Here is a 20264-nt window from a genome sequence, read left to right as displayed (position 1 = left end):
ACATCCGACCGGCCGGCGCTAGGCTGCCTTGCGCGCACCCTCCGTTGACCGGTGCGCGCGAGGGGACGGGGGCGGGCGCATGGCGCTGCTGGAGAACGATCCGCGCGAGATCGGTGGTTACCGGCTGGAGGACCGGCTGGGCGCCGGCGGGATGGGCGTGGTCTACCTCGCCCGGTCCTTGTCGGGCCGGCAGGTGGCGGTCAAGGTGATCCGCGCCGACCTGGCCTCGGACACCGAGTTCCGGGCCCGCTTCCGGCACGAGGTCGCGGCCGCCCGGCTGGTCAGCGGGGCGTTCACCGCGCCGGTCGTCGACGCTGACGCCGACGCGGTGCTCCCCTGGCTGGCCACCCTCTACATCCCGGGCCCGTCGCTGGCCCAACGCGTCGCCGCCCGGGGCCCGTTCACCGGCGACGAGGTGCGACGGCTGGCGGTCGGCCTGGCCGAGGCGCTCCAGGACATCCACCGCGCCGGCCTGGTGCACCGCGACCTGAAGCCCGGCAACGTCCTCCTCGCCCAGGACGGCCCGCGCGTCATCGACTTCGGCATCGCCCGGGCCCTCGACGGCACCCAGCTCACCAGCACCGGGGTGGCCGTCGGCACCCCGCCGTTCATGGCGCCCGAGCAGTTCCGGGACGGCACCGCCGACCCGGCCACCGACGTGTTCGCCCTCGGCTCGGTGCTGGTGTTCGCGGCCACCGGCCGCGGCCCCTTCGGCGGTGACTCCTCACACGCGGTCGGCTACCGGGTGGTGCACGAGGAGCCGGACCTGACCGGTGTGCCGGCCGAACTGGTGCCCCTGGTCACCGCGTGCCTGGCCAAGGACCCGGCCGGGCGGCCCACCGCCGACCAGCTGCTGCAGCGGCTCGCCGGGGCGGAGCGGACGGCGGCCGACCGGCCGCAGACGCAGCCGACGGCGCCCGCGACCGTCCTCGACGCGTCCGTACCCGGCCCGGCGCCCGCGCCCGAAGCCGTCGGCGTACCGGACGGCGCTGCGCGCCCGAGTGGCCGCCGTGGGCTGATCGTCGGCGCGACGCTGCTCGCGCTCGCTGCGGCTGCGGGGCTGTCCATCGCCACCTGGCCGTCGGGGACCTACGACAACCCGACCCCCCTGCTCGGTCCGGACGCGCCGCCCGGGCCGGTCACCTGCGGCCCGGCGGGGGACGCGGTGATCGGCGCGGACACCCAGCAGGCGGTCCTCGTCGACCGGTGGACGCAGAACTACCACCAGGCCTGCCCCACCGCGAACCTCACCGCCAAGGACGGCACCCGCTACGGCGCGGCGGGCGACGACTTCGCCGCCGGCCGGGTCGCCGCCGCGGTCCTCGACGTCCCACCCGGGGACCAGGACCTCGGATCGCGGTGCGCGGGCGGCCGCGCCGTCCGACTCCCGGTGGACGTGACGCCGATCGCCGTGGTCTACAACGTCCCGGGGGCGGGCCAACTGATCCTGGACGCCCCGGTCATCGCCCGGATCTTCAACCGCCAGATCGTCAGCTGGGACGACCCGGCGATCCAGGCGCTCAACCCGGCGTCCTCGCTTCCGGCCAAGGACATCATCGTGTACCGCCCGTCCGGCGAGCTGTCGACCACGCTCGCCTTCACCCGGTACCTGGCCGCGGCAGCGCCCGCGGACTGGCCGTTCCCCCCGAGCGCGTCCTGGCCGGCCCAGGCCCACGGCACCACGCAGCAGACGCTCGACCTCACCGGACGGACCGCCGACACGCCGTACTCGATCTCCTTCGCGCCGCTGGCCGCCTCCGGCAAGCCGGCCGCCGCCGGCAAGCTGGGTACCGCGTCGCTCCCGGCGGGGCCCGGCGGCGCCCCCGTGCCGGCCAAGCCCCAGGCGGCCACGACGGCGGCCGCGTCCGCCCGGGTGGCCGGGTCGGGCGCCGACCTGACGGTCAGCCCGACCTACGACCAGCTCGTGCCGGGCGGGTATCCGCTGATCCAGATCGGCTACGCGGTGTACTGCGACCACGGAGGCACGGACGACCGTTCCGCCTCCGCCGTGGCGGGCTACCTCTCCCACGTCGTCAGCGGGACCGGCCAGCTGACGGCCGAGAACCTGGGCTACGCCCAGCTGCCGCCCGACCTCCTGGAGCGCGTCCGGGCCGTCCTGAAGGACCAGGCGAAGCACTGACGCCGTGCGGATCCGGGGAGCCGGTCGCCCTGGGCGCCTCCCGGAGCGCACTCCGCCCCGTCCGATGACGTCGGAGCCCCGCCGGTGTCGTTTCAGTGCACGTGTGCACGTGTGCAGGTGTGCAGAGGTGTGCGTGCCGGCGTGTCAGGAGCGGTGGAGCAGCCCTTCGGCGAGCTGCTCGAGGGCCTCGACCCGGAGGGTCTCCAGCCGCAGCGCGGCGCCCTCGCAGCGGCACCGCCGCCCCGTCGGCGGACTCGCTCCGGGCCCGGTCGAGCAGACGGGGCCGAGCCGGTACCCGGCCGAGAGCGAGCGCCAGAGCGAGCGCGAGCTTCAGGGCGACGTCGACGGCCATAGCCGGGAGACCGCGCCCGGGATCAGGCGGTGACCTTGGCGACGAAGGCGGCGAGGTTGGCCACCGTGCGGCGGATCTTCTCCTCGACGGTGAGCGACTCGTGCAGCCGGGTGCCCACCTCGCGCTTCCCGCGCACGTAGAGCGAGCAGGCGAGGTCGCTGCACATGTACGCCCCCACCGAGTTGCCCTGCTTGCCGGCCTGCCCGGCCCGTGGTGCCACCAGCAGCGAGACGCCCCCGGTGTGCGTGGTCACGCAGAGCGAGCAGATGCTCCGCCGGGCCTGCCAGGAGGCGGCGCCGGAGGATCGCAGTGCGACCGCCACCGTCCGCCCGTCCAGCTCGGCGGCGAGGTAGCCGCGGTCGGGTGCCTGCGGGTCGCGCCAGCCGAGGAAGTCCAGGTCCTCCCAGGGCTGTTCGGCCAGGTCGCGGGGAACGTGCAGGCGCTTGGCCTCGCCCTTGCTGCAGTTGACGAAGGCGGAGCGGATCTCGTGCTCGGTCAAAGGCTTCATAGAGTGGATAGTAAATAACCTAGGAGGGCTAGGCAAACGTATACTGGGTCCAGGCGATCGAAGGGAAGCGCATGGCACGCGTGGGGCTGAACGCGGAACGACTCACCCGGGCGGGAGCGGAGCTGGCCGACGAGGTGGGCTTCGACAAGGTCACCGTCTCGGGGCTGGCACGACGCTTCGGGGTGAAGGACGCGAGCCTGTACTCGCACGTCAAGAACTCCCAGGACCTCAAGACCAGGATCGCGCTGCTCGCGCTGGAGGAACTCGCCGACCGGGTTGCCACCGCACTGGCCGGACGCGCCGGCAAGGACGCCCTGGCCGCCTTCGCCAACGCCTACCGCGACTACGCCCGCGAACACCCCGGCCGCTACGCCGCCGCGCAGCTGGAACTCGACTACGAGACCGCGGTCAACAGCGCCGCCGTCCGGCACTCCCGGATGACGCGTGCCATCCTGCGCGGCTACGACCTCGCGGAACCCGACGAGACGGACGCCGTCCGGCTGCTCGGCAGCACCTTCCACGGCTACGTCGCCCTGGAACGGGCCGGAGGATTCCAGCACACCCCCCGCGACACCGAGGACACCTGGGCGCGCATCCTGGACGCCCTCGACGCCCTGCTGCGCAACTGGCCGGCGCCCCGACCCCGGTGACGCCCCGTTGGCCGACCGGCGCCGCAGCCGCGTGCAGCCGCGTGCAGCCGCATGCAGCCGCGCGCAGCCGGGTCAGGTGCGCCGGGGCAGCCGGTGCAGGCGCAGGTCGCTGAGGCGGCCGCCCTCCGCGTCGGCGGTCAGGTACGTGGCGAAGGGCTGGCGGCGCCGGTCGGTGGGGGAGCCCGGATTGAGCAGCCGTAGGCCGCCCGGGGTGCGGCTGTCCCAGGGGATGTGGCTGTGGCCGAACACCAGGACGTCCGCGTCGGGAAAGCGCTCCTCGCACCGCTGCTCGCGGCCCCGCGCCGGCCCGGTCTCGTGCACGACGGCGAAGCGCAGACCCCCCAGCTCCGCACGGGCCACCTCGGGCAGCCGCTCCCGCAGCGCCGGCCCGTCGTTGTTGCCGTGGACGGCGACCAGCCGCCGGGCCCGGGCCTCGAACAGGTCGAGCGTGGCGGTGTCCACCCAGTCGCCGGCGTGGAACACCACCTCGGCCTCCTCGACGGCCCGCAGCAGCGGTTCGGGCAGGGCGCGCGCCCGGGTGGGGACGTGGGTGTCCGTGGTCAGCAGCAGTCGCACGCCGCGCTCCGTGTCTCGTACGGGTTCGGGTCGGCAGGGGCGGCGTCAGCCGGGCAGGAGGGACCGGAGGGCGTACGGCAGGATGCCGCCGTGCCGGTAGTACTCGGCCTCGGTCGGGGTGTCGAGGCGGATGCGGGCGGTGAAGCGGATGGTGCCGGACGGCCCGGTGGCCTCGACTTCGGCCGTCCTGGCCGTCCCCGCCGACCCTGCCGCCCTGTCCGTCCCCGCCGACCCCGCCGCCCCGTCCGTCCCCGCCGATCCCGCCGTCCCGGCCAGTTCGGCGAGGCCCCGGACGGCGTAGGTCTCCTCGCCGGTGAGCCCCAGCGAGCCGGCGTTCTGACCGGGCTGGAACTGCAGCGGCAGGACGCCCATGCCGACGAGGTTGGAGCGGTGGATGCGCTCGAAGGACTCCGCCAGCACGGCCCTGACGCCGAGCAGCGCGGTGCCCTTGGCCGCCCAGTCCCGGGAGGATCCGGAGCCGTACTCCTTGCCCGCGATCACGAGCAGCGGCACGCCCTCCTCGGCGTACCGCACGGCCGCCCCGTGGATGGTGGTCTGCTCGCCGTCGGGCAGGTGGCGGGTGGAGCCGCCCTCGGTGCCGGGCGCGAGCAGGTTGCGCAGGCGGACGTTGGCGAAGGTGCCGCGGATCATCACCTCGTGGTTGCCGCGCCGCGAGCCGTAGGAGTTGAAGTCCCGCGGCGCGACCCCGTGGGCCTGCAGGTACGCGCCGGCCGGCGAGTCGGGCCGGATCGCACCGGCGGGGGAGATGTGGTCGGTGGTGACCGAGTCGCCCAGCAGCGCCAGCACCCGGGCGCCGGTCAGGTCGCCGGGCGGCAGGGGCTGCCGGGGCATCTCCTGGAAGTAGGGCGGGCACCGTACGTAGGTCGAGTCGGGGTCCCAGGTGAACAGGTCGCTGCGGGGCGCGGGCAGGGCGCGCCAGCGCTCGTCACCGGTGAACAGGTCGGCGTAGCCGGCCGTGAACATCTCCGGCCGCAGACTGGCGGTGACCACCTGCTGGATCTCGTCCGGGTCCGGCCAGACGTCGCGCAGGTGAACGGGCCGGCCGTCGTCGCCGATGCCGAGCGGGTCGCGGGTGAGGTCGACGGCCATCGATCCGGCGAGCGCGTAGGCGACCACGAGCGGGGGCGAGGCCAGGTAGTTGAGCCTGGTCTCGGGGTGGATGCGGCCCTCGAAGTTCCGGTTGCCGGAGAGGACGGACACCACGGTGAGGTCGTCGGCGGCCACGGCCCGCGACACCTCCTCGATCAGCGGCCCGGAGTTGCCGATGCAGGTCGTGCACCCGTAGCCGACCAGGTCGAAGCCGAGTGCCTCCAGCGGCGGCAGGAGTCCGGCGTGCGCGAGGTAGTCCATCACGATCCGGGAGCCCGGCGCGAGGCTGGTCTTGACCCACGGCTTGGAGCGCAGGCCGCGCTCGACGGCCTTGCGGGCCAGCAGCCCGGCGGCGACCATCACCTGCGGGTTGGAGGTGTTGGTGCAGGAGGTGATCGCCGCGATGACCACCGAGCCGTGGCCGATCCGGTCGACGGTGCCGCCTCCCGCCGGGGCGGAGACCGGACCGGGCGGTGGGGGCGGCGCCGCACCGGACCGGGGCGGCGGGGCGGGCCGGTCGCCGGGGTGGTCGCCGGTCACCGACAGGGGGTCGGAGGCGGGGAAGGACTCCTCGTCGCCCTCGTCGACTCCGGCCGGGGCGCCGGTGTCCGGGCTCCCGTCCGTGCCGAGGGCCGCGAACAGGGCCGCGGGCGCGTCGGCCAGGGCGATGCGGTCCTGAGGCCGCTTCGGCCCGGCGATCGAGGGGACGACGGCGGACAGGTCGATGTCCAGCGTCTCGCTGTAGTCGGCGGTGTGCCCGGGGTCGTGCCACAGCCCCTGCTCCTTGGCGTAGGCCTCCACCAGGGCCACGTGCCGCTCGTCGCGGCCGGTGAGGCGGAGGTAGGCGAGCGTCTCCGCGTCGATCGGGAAGATGGCGCAGGTGGCGCCGTACTCCGGGCTCATGTTGCCGATGGTGGCCCGGTTGGCCACCGGCACCTCGCCGACGCCCGGCCCGTGGAACTCCACGAAGGAGCCGACCACGCCGTGGGCGCGGAGCCGTTCGGCGATCGTCAGGACCAGGTCGGTGGCGGTGCTGCCCGGCGGGAGCGCTCCGCTCAGCCGTACGCCCACGACCTTGGGCAGCAGCATGCTCACCGGGCGGCCGAGCATCGCGGCCTCCGCCTCGATCCCGCCGACGCCCCAGCCCAGCACGCCGAGCCCGTTGACCATCGGCGTGTGGGAGTCGGTGCCGACCAGGGTGTCGGGGAAGGCCAGCCCGTCCTCGTCGAACACCACCCGGGCGAGGTGCTCCAGGTTGACCTGGTGGCAGATGCCCGTCCCCGGCGGGACGACGCGCAGGTTCCGCAGTGCGCGCTGCCCCCACCGCAGGAACTCGTAGCGCTCCCGGTTGCGCTCGTACTCGAGCTCCACGTTGCGGTCGAAGGCCTCGCGGGAGCCGAAGCGGTCGGCGATCACGGAGTGGTCGATCACCAGCTCCACGGGCCGGCGGGTGTCGATCAGCGCCGGATCGCCGCCGCGGTCGGTCATCGCCTCCCGCATCGCGACCAGGTCCACCAGGCACGGCACCCCGGTGAAGTCCTGCATCAGCACGCGCGCGGGCGTGAACTGGATCTCGGTCGCCGGCTCGGCACGCGGGTCCCAGTCGGCGACCGCACTGATCTGGTCACCGGTGACGCCGTGCCCGTCCTCGTTGCGCAGCAGGTTCTCCAACAGCACCTTGAGGCTGTACGGGAGCCGGTCGGCGCGGGGCACCGCGTCGAGCCGGTAGAGCGTGTGGGACGAGCCCATGGCTTCGAAGGTCCCACGGGCGGCGAAGCTGTCCGACGGCATGGTGGTGACTCCTCCCGGGGGCGCGGCGGCCCGTGCGGGCCGGGGACCGCACGCGGCGGCTACCCGGGGGCGGCGGAGCCAACCGGGACGACCGCGCCCCGGACCGGGGCGACCGCACCCCGGGCCAGGGCGACCGCACGCCAGGGCCACCTCACCCCGGGCCAGGGCGACCGCACTCCAGGATCGGGCAGCGGGCGGGATCAGCCCGGCCGGCCGGCCGACGCCGCCGGGGTCGAGCCGCCGTCAGCGGCGCCGTCGGGCGAGCAGGGCCGCGCCCGCCGCGAGCGCCCCGCCGGCCACGGCGGTCACCGCTGCGGCGTGCTGCGAGGCCCAGAGCTGGAGGCTGCGCCCGTGGGACCGCCCGTCGAACTCGCCGTGCGCCCCGTGATCGGTGCCGACGGCGCCGTCCACCGGGTGCCAGAGGTTGTTCGGCCGGCCCGGCCCGACGGTGTCGCCGGTCTGCTGGGAGTCGAAGCCGGTCCGGGCGAGGTAGCGGTCCAGCAGCGGCGCGGCCGCCTTCTGGGCGAGGATGGTGGCGGCCGTGCTCCCGCCCACCCAGTACTGCTTGCGCTCCGGGTGGTCCGCCGCGAAGGCCACCGCCCGGGCGCACAGCTCGGGTTGGTAGATCGGTGGCACCGGCTGGGGGTGGCGCGGCAGTCGGGAGAGCACCCAGGAGAACTGCGGGGTGTTGGCGGCCGGCATCTGGACGACCGTGACGCGGACCTTGCTCTTCTCGTGCAGCAACTCGCAGCGCAGCGACTCGGTGAAGCCGTTGACGGCGTGCTTGGCTCCGCAGTACGCGGACTGCAGGGGAATGGCGCGCGCGCCCAGGGCGGAACCGACCTGGACGATCGTGCCCCGGTCGCGCGGCTTCATCCGCTCCAGCGCGGCCATGGTGCCGTACACGAAGCCCAGGTACGTCACCTCGGTGACCCGCCGGAACTCCTCCGGCCGGATCTCGTCGAAGGGGGCGAACACGGAGGTGAAGGCGACGTTGATCCACACGTCGATGGCGCCGAACCGCTCCTCCACACGGCTCGCCGCGGCGGACACCGCCCGGTGGTCGGCGACGTCGGTCGGCAGGACCAGCGCGGTGCCCCCGGCCCGCTCGACCTCCTCGGCCGCCGCCTCCAGGCCCGCGCTGCCGCGGGCGAGGAGCGCCACGTTCGCGCCCCGGCGCCCGTACAACCGGGCCGTGGCACGGCCGATGCCGGCGCTCGCCCCGGTGATCACCACGGTCTGGGTCATGTCGCTCCTCGTTCCGGTCGCCGCGCTGGGGACGATCCGGTCGCCGCGGCACCGCCCGGCCACCGGACGCCCTGACGGGTTTCCCCAACCGCGCGGCCGAAACGGCCGACTCCCGCCGGCGCCGTTTCGCCGGAGCCGCTCCGGGGCAGGCGCGGACGGAATCGACGGGCCGCCCACGGCCGCCGACGGCCACCGACGGCCGGGACGACGGGCGTGGCTCCGGGGCAGGCCCCCCGGCGTTCACCGCCCGCCCCGGCCGCGCCTGCGGCGGCCACCGACACAGGAGCACCGCGATGACCGTGGCGACCGCACCCGTCCGAGTGGACCGCCTCACCGTGCACGCCTTCACCGTCCCCACCGACGGACCGGACGGCAGGGAGCAGGACGGCACCCTGGAATGGGACTCGACCACCATGGTCCTGGTCGAGGCCCACGGCGGAGGCCGCACCGGCATCGGCTACACCTACGGCGACGTCTCGACCGCGGTGTTCACCGAGTCCCAGCTCGCGCCCGTCACCGTCGGCGCCGACGCGCTCGCCCCGCCCGCGCTCTGGCGCCGGCTGCGCCGGGCCGTGCGCAACGCCGGGCAACCCGGCGTCGGAGCCATGGCCGTCTCGGCCGTCGACCTGGCGCTGTGGGACCTCAAGGGGCGGCTGCTGGACCTCCCGGTCGTGGACCTGCTGCCGTCCTTCCACGAGGGGGTGCCCGTCTACGGCAGCGGCGGCTTCACCAACTACCCCCTGGCCCGGCTGGCGGAGCAACTGTCCGGCTGGGCCGCCCAGGGCATCCCGCGCGTCAAGCTCAAGACCTCCCGGCACCCCGACCAGGACCCCGAACGGCTGCGCGCCGTCCGCAGCGCCGTCGGGGACGGCACCGAACTGTTCGCCGACGCCAACGGCGCCCTGACCCGCACCGAGGCCGTGCACTGGGCGCGGCGGTTCGCCGAGGAGTGGGACGTCCGCTGGTTCGAGGAACCGGTCAGCTCCCTGAACCCCGACGGCCTCCGGTCCGTGCGGCAACACACCGCGGGCCGGCCGGAGATCACCGCCGGCGAGTACGGCTACCTCCTGACGGACTTCGCCACGCTGCTGGCGGCCGACGCGGTCGACTGCCTCCAGGCCGACGTCACCCGCTGCGGCGGCATCACCGGCCTCCTCCAAGTCGCCGGCCTCGCCGCCGCCCACGACATCGACCTGTCCGGGCACTGCGCCCCCGCCCTCTCCGCCCACGGCTTCTGCGCGGTCGACCGGCTGCGCCACCTCGAGTACTTCCACGACCACGTCCGGCTGGAGGGCATGCTGCTGGACGGCACCCTGCGACCGGACGGCGGCGCGCTGCGCCCCGCGCGGGACCGCCCGGGCTTCGGCCTGGAGGTCAGGTGGGCGGACGCGGAGCGCTACCGGGTGCACGGCTCCCGGCCGGCCCCGGCGGCCCGCTGAAGCCGCCGGAGCAGCCGTCCGTCCGCCGATCCGCCCGGGGCAGCCGTCCGCCGGTCAGCCCGGGTCGGCCGTCCGCCCGCCCCTCCGGGCCGTGCTGGGAGGCCGCGCTCAGGCCGCGACGCTGAGGTCGGCCCGGCCGAACAGCAGGGCGTACCCGCGCGGGAGGCCGGCCAGGATGCGGTCCGCGAGGTGCTGGTCCGTCACGGCGGCGAGTGCGGTCAGGACGGAGGAGGCGTCCCAGCGGGCGGCGGTGAGGCTGGTGCCCAGGGTCCGGGCGAGCGCCTCGACGAAGGCGGGGGCGCTGACCGGCTCCGGCAGCGGGATCTGGCCGGTGAAGACGGCGCGCCAGCGCTGGGGCAGGGCCGCGGCCAGCTCGCAGCGCTCCTCGCCGGTGAGCTGGGCGCCGAGCTGGGTCAGGACGGCGGTGAGGACGCGGTCGGCTTCCTCGTCGGTGGGGTACCGGCCGTTGGTGCGGACCTGCTGGAGGAGGCGGCGGTGCCGGGTCATCGGTGGTGCCCTTCCGGGACGGGCCGCTGCGTGCGCGCTGCGGCGGGTGGCTGGGGTCAGGGGCGGTGGCCGGCGGCGGGCCGGCCGAAGAGCAGGTCGTAGCCGGGCGGCAGCTGGAGCAGGACGCGTTCCATGAGCTCGTCGCCCGCCGCGTCGGCGACCGTGGACAGCACGGCGCCGATGTCCCAGGGGGCGGTCCGCTCGGTGGCCCCCTCGATCCAGGCCGCGGTGGCGCGCACGAACCGGTCGGGGCTGAGCGGCTCGGCGGCCTGCAGGGGATTGAGCAGGACCAGGGAGAGTGCCTCCGGCAGGCGGGCCGCGAGCTCGGCCCGGACCTCGCCGACCAGGTGGGCGCCGAGCAGGGCCAGCACGACGCGTGCCGCCCGTTCGGCTTCCTGCGGGGTGACGTATTCGCCGCGTTCCTGGACCTGGTCCAGGAACGCCTCCCAACGGAGCGTCACCGCGGATCCTCCCTTCGCTCTTCGCGCCGTCGGCGCGGAACGGGGTCGGGTCGGGCAGGGCCGGTCCACCCGGCCGTGCCGTCAGGGCGTGGGGGCCAGGTGGCCAGTGAGGCCGGTGAGCTTGAGGAGCCTGGCCACGGGGCGGCCGACACCGCGCAGGAGCAGACGCGAACCCTGCCGGTCGGCCTGGTTGCGGGCGTCGACGAGGACGCCCAGGCCCGAGCAGTCCATGAACGTCACGCCGGACAGGTCCAGCACCACGTCCCGGTGCTCGGCCAGCGCGCGGGACAGGTCGCGGCGCAGACGGGGGGCGGTGTCGAGGTCGATCTCGCCGTACGCCCTCACCACGTGGGGTGCCGGTCCGCGGTCTGACATGGGCGTGCTCTCTCTTCGGACGGGCCGCTCGCGGCGAGCGGCCCGGGAAGAGGCGGGGCCGTGCCCCAGCGCTGGGCCAGCTCGCTGACCAGGAACATCCCGCGTCCGCCCTCGTCCTGCTCGGCGAACGGCCGCAGCTGCGGGGTCTGCCCGCCGGCGTCGGAGACCTCGACGGTGAGCACCCGGTCGCGGAACAGCCGCAGCCGGCGTGGCGCTTCGGCGTGCAGCAGGGCGTTCGTGACCAGCTCGCTGACCAGCAGTTCCGCGTAGTCGGACAGCGCGTTCAGGCCCCAGGCCTCCAGGGTGGCGCGGGTGAAGCGGCGGGCCTTGCCGGGCAGTTTGCCGCCGCCGGTGAGCGGGAGTTCGGCGACCCGGTCGGCGGGCAGCGGCAGCGCCCGGCCCATGATCATCGCGATGTCGTCCTCGGTGCCGTCGGTCACCAGCGCGCCGAGCACGGCGTCGCAGCTCTCCTCCAGCGTGCGGCCGGTCCGGGCGAGCGTGCGGGCCAGCAGGTCGATCCCGTCGTCCAGGTCCTGCCCGCGCCGCTCGACCAGGCCGTCGGTGTAGAGCGCGAGCATGGCGCCCTCGGGGAGGGTGAACTCGATCGACTCGAAGGCGACCCCGCCGACGCCCAGCGGCACGCCCGGCGGCACCTCGACCGTGCGGGCGGTGCCGTCGGCGCCGACCCACACCGGCGGCAGGTGCCCGGCCGAGGCGGCCTGGACGGTGCGCTCCAGGGGGTCGTAGACGGCGCAGATGCAGGTGGCGAACTGGCCCTCGCCGATTCCGGAGGCGGTCTCGTCCAGTCGGGTGAGGACCTGCTCCGGCGGCATGTCCAGGGTGGCCAGGGTGCGGGCGACGGTGCGCAGCTGGCCCATGGTGGCGGCGGCCCGGATGCCGTGGCCCATGACGTCGCCGACCACCAGGGCGACCCGCCCGCAGGACAGCGGCACCACGTCGAACCAGTCGCCGCCGACCTCGCTGACCACGCTGCTGGGCAGGTAGCGGTAGGCGATCTCCAGGCCGAGGGTGCGGTGGATCTCCTGCGGCAGCAGGCTGCGCTGCAGGGTGAGCGCGGTCTCCCGTTCGCGCCGGTAGAGCCGGGCGTTGTCGAGGGCCAGTGCGGTGCGGGCGACCAGTTCCTCGGCCAGCGCGACGTCGGCGTCGGTGAAGGGCTCGGAGTTGCGCATCCGGATGAACTCGGAGCCACCGAGCACCATGCCCCGGGCGGTGATCGGCACCATCAGGTACGAGTGGATGCCCGCCGCCATCCCGGGGGCGACCCGGTCCTCGCTGGACACCAGTCCGCGCAGCACCTCCTCGTCGACGTGGGCGCGCACCAGCGGGCGGCCGCTGCGCAGGCACTGGGTGTAGCTGCGGTCGGGGGCGTACTCGGAGACCTCGCCGACGACGTCGACGGCGTGCGCCAGGCCGGTCTCGTAGCTCTCGCCGACGGCGACGGCGCGCAGGGTGACCGCCCCGTCCGCGGGGATGGGGGTGGGTTCGGCGCCGCGCAGGACGGGTTCCAGCAGGTCGACGGTGGCGAAGTCGGCAAACCGGGGGACGACGGCCTCGATCAGCTCCTCGGCGGTGCGCTGGAGGTCGAGGGTGGTGCCGATCCGGGCGGTGGCCTCGGCGATGGTGGCCAGTCGTTCCTGGGCCCGGGCGGCCCGGGCCTCGGCCTGGAAGCGCTCGGTGACGTCGATGATCGAGGAGGCGACACCGAAGACCCGGCCGGTGGAGTCCTCCAGCCGGAAGTAGGAGGCGGACCAGGCGCGGTCCCGCTTCGGGTCGCCGGGGACGCGGCCGTGCGAGCGGGCGTCGACGACGGGCCTGCCGCTCTTGAGGACCTGTCTCATCGTCTGTTCGATCTCGACGGTGTTGATGCCGGGCAGGACGGCGGATATCCGGCGGCCGAGGTGGGCGGCCGCCGGGACGCCGTTCATCCGGGCGAGCGCCTCGTTTATGCGGACGTAGCGCAGCTGGGTGTCGTACACGGCCATGCCGATCGGCGAGCGGCCGAAGATGCCGTCCAGCACGGCGAGGTCGGCCTCGATCTCGTGCAGCGCCCGGGTGTCGGATGCGGTGGCGAGCAGCAGCAGGGTGCCGTTCGGACCGGCGATCGGGTAGGTGCGGAACTCCAGCTCGACCCGGTGGCCGTCGCGGTGGCGGACCGGGAAGACGAAGGACCGGCCGGTGCCGCTCATGATCCGCCGGAAGAGGTCGAGGACGTCCGGGCGGTCGGCCTCCTCGGTGAGCAGCTGGGCGGCGTAGCTGCCCACGGCCTCCTCGGCGGTGTAGCCGAGCAGGACCTCGGCGTCCTCGCTCCAGTGGAGGATCAGGCCGTCGGACTGGAGCAGGGCCGTCGCGAGCGGGACCAGGCGGTGGCCGTCCGGGCGCGTAGAGGCGCCGCCCGGCGCGAGGCCGGCGGCGTCGGTCGCGTCCCACTCGTGTCCGTGCATTCAGGCAGCACCCCGGTTCGGCTCGTGCCCGGCCGGGTGGGCCTCGCGGTCGGCGCCGGCCGGGTTTCTTCTCCAGACTGCACGGACATCGGCCGCCCGGCGACCCCTTGGTCAGGGGTCTCCGGCCGCTCCGGTCGTACGGGCGTCATGGGCGTACCGGCCGCAGCGTACTCTCCAGAAGGCCCGCCCACTGCCCGATCACCCGGGAACGTCGAACACTGTCGTCGGTCAGCAGGTTGGCCAGGCCGAGGCCGCGGGCGAGGTCGAGGGTGGCCTGCACGGATTCGCGCACGCCGGGGCGGGTCTCGTCGGCGCCGAGGAACTCCACGGCGGCCCGGTGGGCCTCCCGGCCGACCCGGCCCTCCAGGGCGACGATCCGTTCCCGGAGCGCCTCCTCGGTGGCGGCGGCGGTCCACAGGTGCAGGGCGGCGCGGAAGGCCGGGCCGGTGTAGAGGCGGACGATCATGTCGACCACGGCCCGGGTGCGGTCGGGCCCGGCGGCCGGCAGTCCGTCCGCGTGGGCGCGGACGGCTGCCAGCCGCTCGGCCGTGACGTACTCGACGGCTGCGGTGAAGAGGTCCTCCCGGGTCGGGAAGTGGTGCTGGGCCGCGCCCCGGGAGACGCCGGCCCGCTCGGCCACCACGGCGACGGTGGACCCCTGCCAGCCGAGTTCGGCCAGGCAGTCCACGGCGGCCGCGAGCAGCCGGGCGCGGGTGGCGCGGCTGCGGTCCTGCTGGGGGGTGCGGGCGACGGGGTGGCTGGTCATGGCGGGCGGCGGTTCCTGTTCCGGTCGGTGCGCGACGGGTCGATCCTCACAGACGGGCCGCGGTCTCCGCCCGGCGGGGTCGGCCACCGTTCAGGCCGTCGCCGCGGCCCGGGCGGCCTCGCGGGCGCGCAGTTCGCGGCGCAGGATCTTGCCGGCCGCGGACTTGGGGACGGCGTCGACGAACTCCACGGCGCGCACCTTCTTGTAGGGGGCGACCTGCCCGGCGACGTAGCCGGTGACCTCCTCGGCGGTCAGGGTGCTGCCGGGGGCGCGCACCACGAAGGCCTTGGGGCACTCGGTGCCGTCGGCGTCCGGGACGCCGATCACCGCGGCGTCGCTGATCTGCGGGTGGCCGAGCAGTACGGCCTCCAGCTCGGCGGGGGCGACCTGGTAGCCCTTGTACTTGATCAGCTCCTTCACCCGGTCGACGATGTGCAGGTACCCGCGCCCGTCCACGTAGCCGACGTCGCCGGTGTGCAGCCAGCCCTCGGCGTCGATCACGGCGGCGGTCTCGGAGGGGCGCCCGAAGTAGCCCTTCATCACCTGCGGGCCGCGGATCAGCAGCTCGCCGTGCTCGCCCGGCCCGAGGTCGTCGCCGCTGCCGTCGAGGGCGGTGACCCGCAGCTCGGTGGACGGGACCATCCGGCCGACCGAGCCCGGCGACGGGTCGGGGTCGGTCGGGGAGACGACGTGGGTGACGGGCGACAGCTCGGTCATGCCGTAGCCCTGGAGCAGGTGCGGCAGGCCCAGGCGCCGGGCGCAGGCCGCGGCGAGCTCCGGGTCCAGCGGGGCGGCCGCGCACAGCAGGTACTCGACGGAGGAGAGGTCGAAGCGGGACACCGCCGGGTGCTTGGCCAGGGCGAGGGCGATCGGCGGGGCCACCACCAGGGCCTGCACCCGGTGCTGCTCGATCGCGCGGCAGAACTGCTCCAGGTCGAAGCGGGGCAGCACGACGACGGTGGCGCCGCACCGCAGCGGCTGGTTGAGCAGGGCCGCCAGCCCGTAGATGTGGAAGAACGGCAGGACGGCCAGCACCCGCTCGCCGACGGCGGGGCGGTAGAGCGCGTCGGTCTGGGCGAGGTTGGTGGCGATCGAGCGGTGGGTGAGCATCACGCCCTTGGGCAGGCCGGTGGTGCCGCTGGAGTAGGGCAGGACGGCGACGTCCTCGGCCGGGTCGATCGCGGGCTCGGGGGCGGGGCCGGTGGCGGCCAGCAGGTCGGCGAGGGAGCGGTGGCCCTCGGCGCCGTCCAGCACGATGGTCTCGGCCAGCGGGCGGCCGTCGGCGGCGAGCTGTTCGGCGGCCGCCCGGGCGGTCGGCAGGAAGGCCGAGACGGTGATCAGCCGGCGGGCGCCGCTGTCACGGAGCTGGCCGGCCAGTTCCACGGGGGTGGAGAGCGAGGAGACCGTGGTGACGGTGGCGCCGGCCCGGGTGGCCCCGTAGCAGACCATCGGGTAGGCGATCGAGTTGGGGCTGAACAGGGCCACCACGTCGCCCTTGCGCACCCCTGCCCCGGCCAGGCCGGCGGCGACCCGGTCGACGGAGGCGGCGAGCCGCGCGTAGCTGACCTGCTCCCCGGTGATGCCGTCGATCAGGGCCGGCCGGTCGCCGTACTCGGCGGCGGCGCCGAGCACCGCCTCGTGGATCGGCAGGTCGATCACGGGGACGTCCGGGAATTCGCTTCGGAACACCAAGGCATGCCTCCAGCAAGGAAGTTGATGCGGCAACAAAACCGGTGACGCGGGTCGGTGCGGGGCGCGCTCAGGAGCATACGGACAGTCGGGGCGGTGGCTGGGCCATTGTGGGGAACCGGGCACGGTGGCCGCGTGGCACAGTTGCTCCCGAGGGCGCCCGCCCGGACGGTGTTGCACCACGGCCGCCCGTCCCCGGGTGCGGCCCCGGATCCTGGAGCACCCCCGTGAGAACCACCTCCCCCTCCCCGACGTCCGCGCGCAGCCTGCTCGCCGCAGCGACGGTGGCGGCCGCGCTCGTCCTCGGCGGGGCGCCCGCCGCGCTGGCCGCGCCGGGCGACAACGGCGACGTCAAGATCCACAGCGACACCACGCCGGTGGACGACACCCGCGACGAACCCAAGGTCTGCAAGTTCTACCTGGACGCCTTCAACTTCGACACCGTCCAGCAGGTCAACTGGACCATCTCGCAGCAGCCGCCGACCGGCACCGCGCTGGTGCTGGCCGGATCGATCACGCTCACCAACGGCACCGGCTCGACCGGCGTATTGACCCTTCCGGACGGGCACTACAAGCTCGAATGGACGTTCGTGGGCGAGAACGGCAACGCGAAGCAGAAGGTGTTCGACGTTTCCTGCGCCAGCTCCTCCCCGTCGCCCTCGCCCTCCGGTTCGCCCTCGCCCTCCTCCTCGCCGAGCCCCTCGATCTCCCCCAGCCACTCCCCCACCCACTCGCCCGGCCCCTCCCCCAGTGGCGGGCCGCACGGCGGGGTGGCCGCCGGTGGCGGGGGCACCTCCGGCGGCGGCACCGCCGAGGTGCTCGGCGGCGTGGCGCTGGTCGCCGCCGTCGGTGGACTGGCCGTCCGCGGGATGCGCCGCCGTCCCGGGCGCGACGCCGAGTCCTGACCGGTCCGGGGCGCGCGGCGCGGCGGGGCACCGGGGTACCGGGGTACCGGGGTACGGTCCGGCACCCCGGTGCTCGCCCGGCCGGCCGCCCCGGACCGCGACGCCCGCGCCCCGGCCCGTCAGTACGACTTGGGCAGGCCCAGGGTGTGCTGGGCGACGTAGTTGAGCACCATCTCCCGGCTCACCGGGGCGACCCGGCCGACCCGGGTGGCCGCCAGCAGCGCGCCCAGCCCGTACTCCTGGGTGAGGCCGTTGCCGCCGAGGGTCTGCACCGCCTGGTCGACGGTACGGGCGGCGGCCTCCCCGGCGGCGTACTTGGCCATGTTGGCGGCCTCCCCGGCGGCCACGTCCTCGCCCGCGTCGTAGAGCAGCCCGGCCTTCTGGGTCATCAGCCGGGCCAGTTCGATCTCCACCGCGCACTGGGCGAGCGGGTGCGCCAGCCCCTGGTGGGCGCCGATCGGGGTGGACCAGACGGTGCGGGTCCTGGCGTACTCGACGGCCTTGCCGAGGGCCTGGCGGGCCAGGCCGAGGGAGAAGGCGGCGGTGAGGATCCGCTCGGGGTTGAGGCCCGCGAACAGCTGGAGCAGCCCGGCGTTCTCGTCGCCCACCAGGGCGTCGGCGGGCAGCCGGACGTCGTCCAGGAAGACCTGGAACTGCTTCTCGGGCGCGACGAGTTCCATCGGGATCGCCCGGTACTCGAAGCCGGGCGTGTCGCGCGGGACGACGAACAGGCAGGGCTTGAGCGTGCCGGTGCGCGCGTCCTCGGTCCGGGCGACGAACAGCACCGCGTCGCAGTGGTCGATGCCGGAGACGAACACCTTGCGGCCGGTCAGCAGCCAGTCCCCGCCGTCCCGGCGCGCGACGGTGGAGATCCGGTGGGAGTTGGAGCCGGCGTCCGGTTCGGTGATGCCGAAGGCCATCGTGCGGCTGCCGTCGGCGAGCCCCGGCAGCCAGCGCCGCTTCTGCTCCTCGGTGCCGTAGCGGGCTATCACGGTGCCGCAGATCGCCGGGGAGACGATCAGCAGCAGCAGCGGGCAGCCGGCCGTGCCGAGTTCCTCCAGCACGATGGCGAGGTCGGTGATGCCGCCGCCTCCGCCGCCGTACTCGGCGGGCAGGTTGACGCCGAGGTAGCCGGCCTTCCCGGCGTCCGACCACAGTTCCTCGGCGGGCTCGCCGGCCCGGGCCTTGGCGAGGTAGTAGGCGGAGCCGTAGCGGCGGCCGAGGTCGCCGACGGCCCGGCGCAGGGCCTTGCGTTCGGGTGTTTCGAGGAGCTGACTGCCGATCGCGGACATGCGGGGTCCTTCCTCAGGCCTCTTGGACGGTCTGCGCTTCGGTGGGCCGGACGACGGCGAGCAGGGTGCCGAGTTCGACCTGCCGGCCGGGGGCGGCGAGCAGTTCGACGAGCACTCCGTCGGCGGGGGCGGTGACGCGGTGCTCCATCTTCATCGCCTCCAGCACCAGCAGCGGCTGCCCGGCGGTGACGGCGTCCCCGACGGCGGCGCTGGTGCGCAGCACCGTGCCGGGCATCGGGGCGAGCAGGGCGCCGGGGTCGCTGCGGACGGTCGGGTCGGGGAAGCGCGGCAGGGCGGTGAGCACGGTGCCGCCCACCGGGGTGTCGACGTACACCCGGCCGGCCCGGTCGTCGTAGCGGGCGACGCGGTAGGAGCGCCGCACGCCGCCCTCGCGCAGCACCACCTGGTCGGCGCCGGCCTCGACGAGTTCGACGTCCGGGTGGTCCTCGGCCAGCAGGCCGGTCCGGGTACGGCGGTAGCGCACCTCCAACTCCCTTCCGTCGGCCGTCCGGTAGCGCTTCACCTGGGGCTGGGAGGGCAGGTTGCGCCAGCCGGAGGGCAGGGCGGTGGAGCGGGCGGCGGCGTCGGCGAGGGCGGCGGCCAGGGCGGCGAGTTCGGCGCCCTTGGTGTCCGGTGCGGTCAGCTCCCGCGCGTGTTCGGCGAGGAAGCCGGTGTGCAGCCGCTCGGCCAGGAAGGCCGGGTGCCGCACCGCGCGGACCAGCAACTCCCGGTTGGTGGAAGGGCCGTGGATCCTGGCACGGGCGAGCGCGTCGGCCAGCCGGCGGGCGGCGGCGGCCCGGGTGGGCGCCCAGGCGATCACCTTGGCCAGCATCGCGTCGTAGTGCGGGGTGACCTCGCTGCCGGACTCCACGCCGGAGTCCAGCCGGAGCCCGGCGCCCGCGAACTCCTGGTGTGCGGAGGTGAGTTCGAATCGGTGCAGGGTGCCGGTCGCGGGCTGCCAGTCCTTGGCCGGGTCCTCCGCGTACAGCCGGGCCTCGATGGCGTGGCCGGTGGTCGGCGGCGGGGTGGGTCCGGGCAGCTTCCGCCCCTCGGCGACGGCGAGTTGGAGCGCCACCAGGTCGAGCCCGGTGACCGCCTCGGTGACGGGGTGCTCGACCTGGAGGCGGGTGTTCATCTCCAGGAAGTGGAACCGCTCGTCCTCGCCGAGCAGGAACTCGGCCGTGCCGGCACCGACGTAGCCGATCGCCCGGGCCGCGCTCACCGCCGCCGCGTGCAGCCCGGCCCGCAGGTCCGCCGGCAGACCCGGGGCCGGCGCCTCCTCGACCACCTTCTGGTGCCGCCGCTGGAGCGAGCAGTCGCGGTCGCCGACCGCCCAGACGGTACCGTGCGCGTCGGCCAGCAGCTGGACCTCGACGTGCCGGCCGGTGGGCAGGTAGCGCTCGCAGAACACCTCGTCCGAGCCGAAGGCCTTCGCCGCCTCGGCCCGGGCCGCCGCCAACTCGGCCGGCAGGTCCGCCAGTCGGCGCACCACCCGCATCCCGCGGCCGCCGCCGCCCGCCGCGGCCTTGACCAGCAGCGGCAGGTCGGCCTCGGTCGGCTCGGCCAACGCCCCCAGGACGGGCACCCCCGCCTCGGCCATCAGGCGCTTGGCCGCGGTCTTGGAGCCCATCGCGGCGATCGCGGCCGGCGGCGGCCCGACCCACACCAGGCCCGCGTCCAGGACGGCCTGTGCGAACCCGGCGTCCTCGGAGAGGAACCCGTAGCCGGGGTGCACGGCGTCGGCGCCCGCGGCCAGCGCGGCGCGCACGACCAGCTCCCCGCGCAGGTAGGTGTCCGCGGGCGCGGCGCCCGGCAGCCGGACGGCGGCGTCGGCCTCCCGCACGTGCGGGGCGGTGGCGTCCGGGTCGGAGTGGACGGCGGTGGTCGCGATGCCGAGCTCCCGGCAGGTCCGGAACACCCGGCGGGCGATCTCCCCCCGGTTGGCGACCAGCAGATTGGTGATCGGAGTCCTGGAAGTCATGGTGGGTAGCCC

16 protein-coding genes are annotated in these 20264 nt (G+C 75.1%); 4 read left to right on the top strand and 12 right to left on the bottom strand.

The genetic code is table 11. The annotated features are described in order from the left end of the window. The first annotated feature begins 79 nt into the window (after positions 1–79). A complete protein-coding gene (locus ABT247_RS05215) occupies positions 80–2140 on the top strand; it encodes a serine/threonine-protein kinase (RefSeq protein ID WP_350738186.1) in 2061 nt (686 codons plus the stop codon). A gap of 374 nt (positions 2141–2514) precedes the next feature. Here the strand turns inward: ABT247_RS05215 and ABT247_RS05210 are convergent, their stop codons facing one another. Beyond that, entirely contained in the window at positions 2515–3000 is a 486-nt protein-coding gene (locus ABT247_RS05210) for an FBP domain-containing protein (protein WP_350738183.1), read from the bottom strand. Between the two features lie 71 nt (positions 3001–3071). On the opposite strand from ABT247_RS05210, the gene ABT247_RS05205 reads away from it, so the two are divergent. Continuing rightward, a complete protein-coding gene (locus ABT247_RS05205) occupies positions 3072–3650 on the top strand; it encodes a TetR/AcrR family transcriptional regulator (protein ID WP_350738181.1) in 579 nt (192 codons plus the stop codon). 72 nt (positions 3651–3722) lie between these two features. Here the strand turns inward: ABT247_RS05205 and ABT247_RS05200 are convergent, their stop codons facing one another. From ABT247_RS05200 to ABT247_RS05190, 3 genes are all read right to left on the bottom strand, one after another. Beyond that, positions 3723–4226, bottom strand: a complete 504-nt coding sequence (locus ABT247_RS05200; protein WP_350738179.1) for a metallophosphoesterase family protein — start codon at positions 4224–4226, stop codon at positions 3723–3725. 45 nt (positions 4227–4271) lie between these two features. Further along, complete coding sequence (locus ABT247_RS05195) at positions 4272–7127, bottom strand: aconitate hydratase (RefSeq protein ID WP_350738176.1); 2856 nt, start codon at positions 7125–7127, stop codon at positions 4272–4274. Positions 7128–7370: 243 nt separating this feature from the next. Further along, positions 7371–8375 (bottom strand): SDR family oxidoreductase, encoded by a 1005-nt coding sequence (locus ABT247_RS05190; protein WP_350738173.1) that lies wholly within the window; start codon positions 8373–8375, stop codon positions 7371–7373. A gap of 293 nt (positions 8376–8668) precedes the next feature. Here ABT247_RS05190 and ABT247_RS05185 point away from each other — a divergent pair, with 293 nt between their 5' ends. Further along, a complete protein-coding gene (locus tag ABT247_RS05185) occupies positions 8669–9814 on the top strand; it encodes an enolase C-terminal domain-like protein (RefSeq protein ID WP_350738170.1) in 1146 nt (381 codons plus the stop codon). 108 nt (positions 9815–9922) lie between these two features. Here ABT247_RS05185 and ABT247_RS05180 read toward each other — a convergent pair whose 3' ends face one another. The 6 genes from ABT247_RS05180 to ABT247_RS05155 form a co-directional block, all read right to left on the bottom strand. Next, entirely contained in the window at positions 9923–10321 is a 399-nt protein-coding gene (locus ABT247_RS05180) for a DUF2267 domain-containing protein (protein ID WP_350738167.1), read from the bottom strand. A gap of 56 nt (positions 10322–10377) precedes the next feature. Continuing rightward, the gene (locus ABT247_RS05175) at positions 10378–10782 is read right to left on the bottom strand and encodes a DUF2267 domain-containing protein (protein WP_350738164.1); all 405 of its coding nucleotides are present in this window, start codon (positions 10780–10782) and stop codon (positions 10378–10380) included. Between the two features lie 81 nt (positions 10783–10863). Further along, positions 10864–11157 carry an STAS domain-containing protein gene (locus ABT247_RS05170; RefSeq protein WP_350738161.1) on the bottom strand — a complete coding sequence of 98 codons (294 nt, stop codon included), beginning with the start codon at positions 11155–11157 and terminating at the stop codon, positions 10864–10866. Continuing rightward, positions 11124–13619, bottom strand: coding sequence for a SpoIIE family protein phosphatase (locus ABT247_RS05165; RefSeq protein ID WP_350738158.1), 2496 nt, complete (start codon positions 13617–13619; stop codon positions 11124–11126). Before ABT247_RS05165 ends, ABT247_RS05170 begins: the two co-directional genes overlap by 34 nt. Before the next feature lie 145 nt (positions 13620–13764). Beyond that, complete coding sequence (locus ABT247_RS05160) at positions 13765–14385, bottom strand: TetR/AcrR family transcriptional regulator (RefSeq protein WP_350738155.1); 621 nt, start codon at positions 14383–14385, stop codon at positions 13765–13767. A 90-nt stretch (positions 14386–14475) separates the two neighbouring features. Further along, positions 14476–16077 (bottom strand): 4-coumarate--CoA ligase family protein, encoded by a 1602-nt coding sequence (locus ABT247_RS05155; RefSeq protein WP_350738152.1) that lies wholly within the window; start codon positions 16075–16077, stop codon positions 14476–14478. A 224-nt stretch (positions 16078–16301) separates the two neighbouring features. On the opposite strand from ABT247_RS05155, the gene ABT247_RS05150 reads away from it, so the two are divergent. Further along, the gene (locus ABT247_RS05150; RefSeq protein ID WP_350738150.1) at positions 16302–16979 is read left to right on the top strand and encodes a hypothetical protein; all 678 of its coding nucleotides are present in this window, start codon (positions 16302–16304) and stop codon (positions 16977–16979) included. Positions 16980–17098: 119 nt separating this feature from the next. Here ABT247_RS05150 and ABT247_RS05145 read toward each other — a convergent pair whose 3' ends face one another. Continuing rightward, positions 17099–18271: an acyl-CoA dehydrogenase family protein gene (locus ABT247_RS05145; protein WP_350738147.1), complete on the bottom strand. Its 1173-nt coding sequence runs from the start codon at positions 18269–18271 to the stop codon at positions 17099–17101. 13 nt (positions 18272–18284) lie between these two features. Continuing rightward, positions 18285–20252 carry an acetyl/propionyl/methylcrotonyl-CoA carboxylase subunit alpha gene (locus tag ABT247_RS05140; RefSeq protein ID WP_350738144.1) on the bottom strand — a complete coding sequence of 656 codons (1968 nt, stop codon included), beginning with the start codon at positions 20250–20252 and terminating at the stop codon, positions 18285–18287. Positions 20253–20264: the final 12 nt, after the last annotated feature.

It is taken from the genome of Kitasatospora sp. NPDC001539 (assembly GCF_040298565.1).
In the GTDB taxonomy this organism is placed as follows: domain Bacteria; phylum Actinomycetota; class Actinomycetes; order Streptomycetales; family Streptomycetaceae; genus Kitasatospora.
The sequence above is the reverse complement of the archived record's forward strand: the minus strand, read 5'-3'. Positions and strand labels throughout refer to the sequence as shown.

What these genes read in the sequence shown, in the direction of transcription:
- ABT247_RS05215 (WP_350738186.1), top strand. Translation starts at nt 80, where the DNA reads ATGGCGCTGCTGGAGAACGATCCGCGCGAGATCGGTGGTTACCGGCTG.
- ABT247_RS05210 (WP_350738183.1), bottom strand. Translation starts at nt 3,000, where the DNA reads ATGAAGCCTTTGACCGAGCACGAGATCCGCTCCGCCTTCGTCAACTGC.
- ABT247_RS05205 (WP_350738181.1), top strand. Translation starts at nt 3,072, where the DNA reads ATGGCACGCGTGGGGCTGAACGCGGAACGACTCACCCGGGCGGGAGCG.
- ABT247_RS05195 (WP_350738176.1), bottom strand. Translation starts at nt 7,127, where the DNA reads ATGCCGTCGGACAGCTTCGCCGCCCGTGGGACCTTCGAAGCCATGGGC.
- ABT247_RS05190 (WP_350738173.1), bottom strand. Translation starts at nt 8,375, where the DNA reads ATGACCCAGACCGTGGTGATCACCGGGGCGAGCGCCGGCATCGGCCGT.
- ABT247_RS05185 (WP_350738170.1), top strand. Translation starts at nt 8,669, where the DNA reads ATGACCGTGGCGACCGCACCCGTCCGAGTGGACCGCCTCACCGTGCAC.
- ABT247_RS05180 (WP_350738167.1), bottom strand. Translation starts at nt 10,321, where the DNA reads ATGACCCGGCACCGCCGCCTCCTCCAGCAGGTCCGCACCAACGGCCGG.
- ABT247_RS05170 (WP_350738161.1), bottom strand. Translation starts at nt 11,157, where the DNA reads ATGTCAGACCGCGGACCGGCACCCCACGTGGTGAGGGCGTACGGCGAG.
- ABT247_RS05165 (WP_350738158.1), bottom strand. Translation starts at nt 13,619, where the DNA reads ATGCACGGACACGAGTGGGACGCGACCGACGCCGCCGGCCTCGCGCCG.
- ABT247_RS05160 (WP_350738155.1), bottom strand. Translation starts at nt 14,385, where the DNA reads ATGACCAGCCACCCCGTCGCCCGCACCCCCCAGCAGGACCGCAGCCGC.
- ABT247_RS05145 (WP_350738147.1), bottom strand. Translation starts at nt 18,271, where the DNA reads ATGTCCGCGATCGGCAGTCAGCTCCTCGAAACACCCGAACGCAAGGCC.
- ABT247_RS05140 (WP_350738144.1), bottom strand. Translation starts at nt 20,252, where the DNA reads ATGACTTCCAGGACTCCGATCACCAATCTGCTGGTCGCCAACCGGGGG.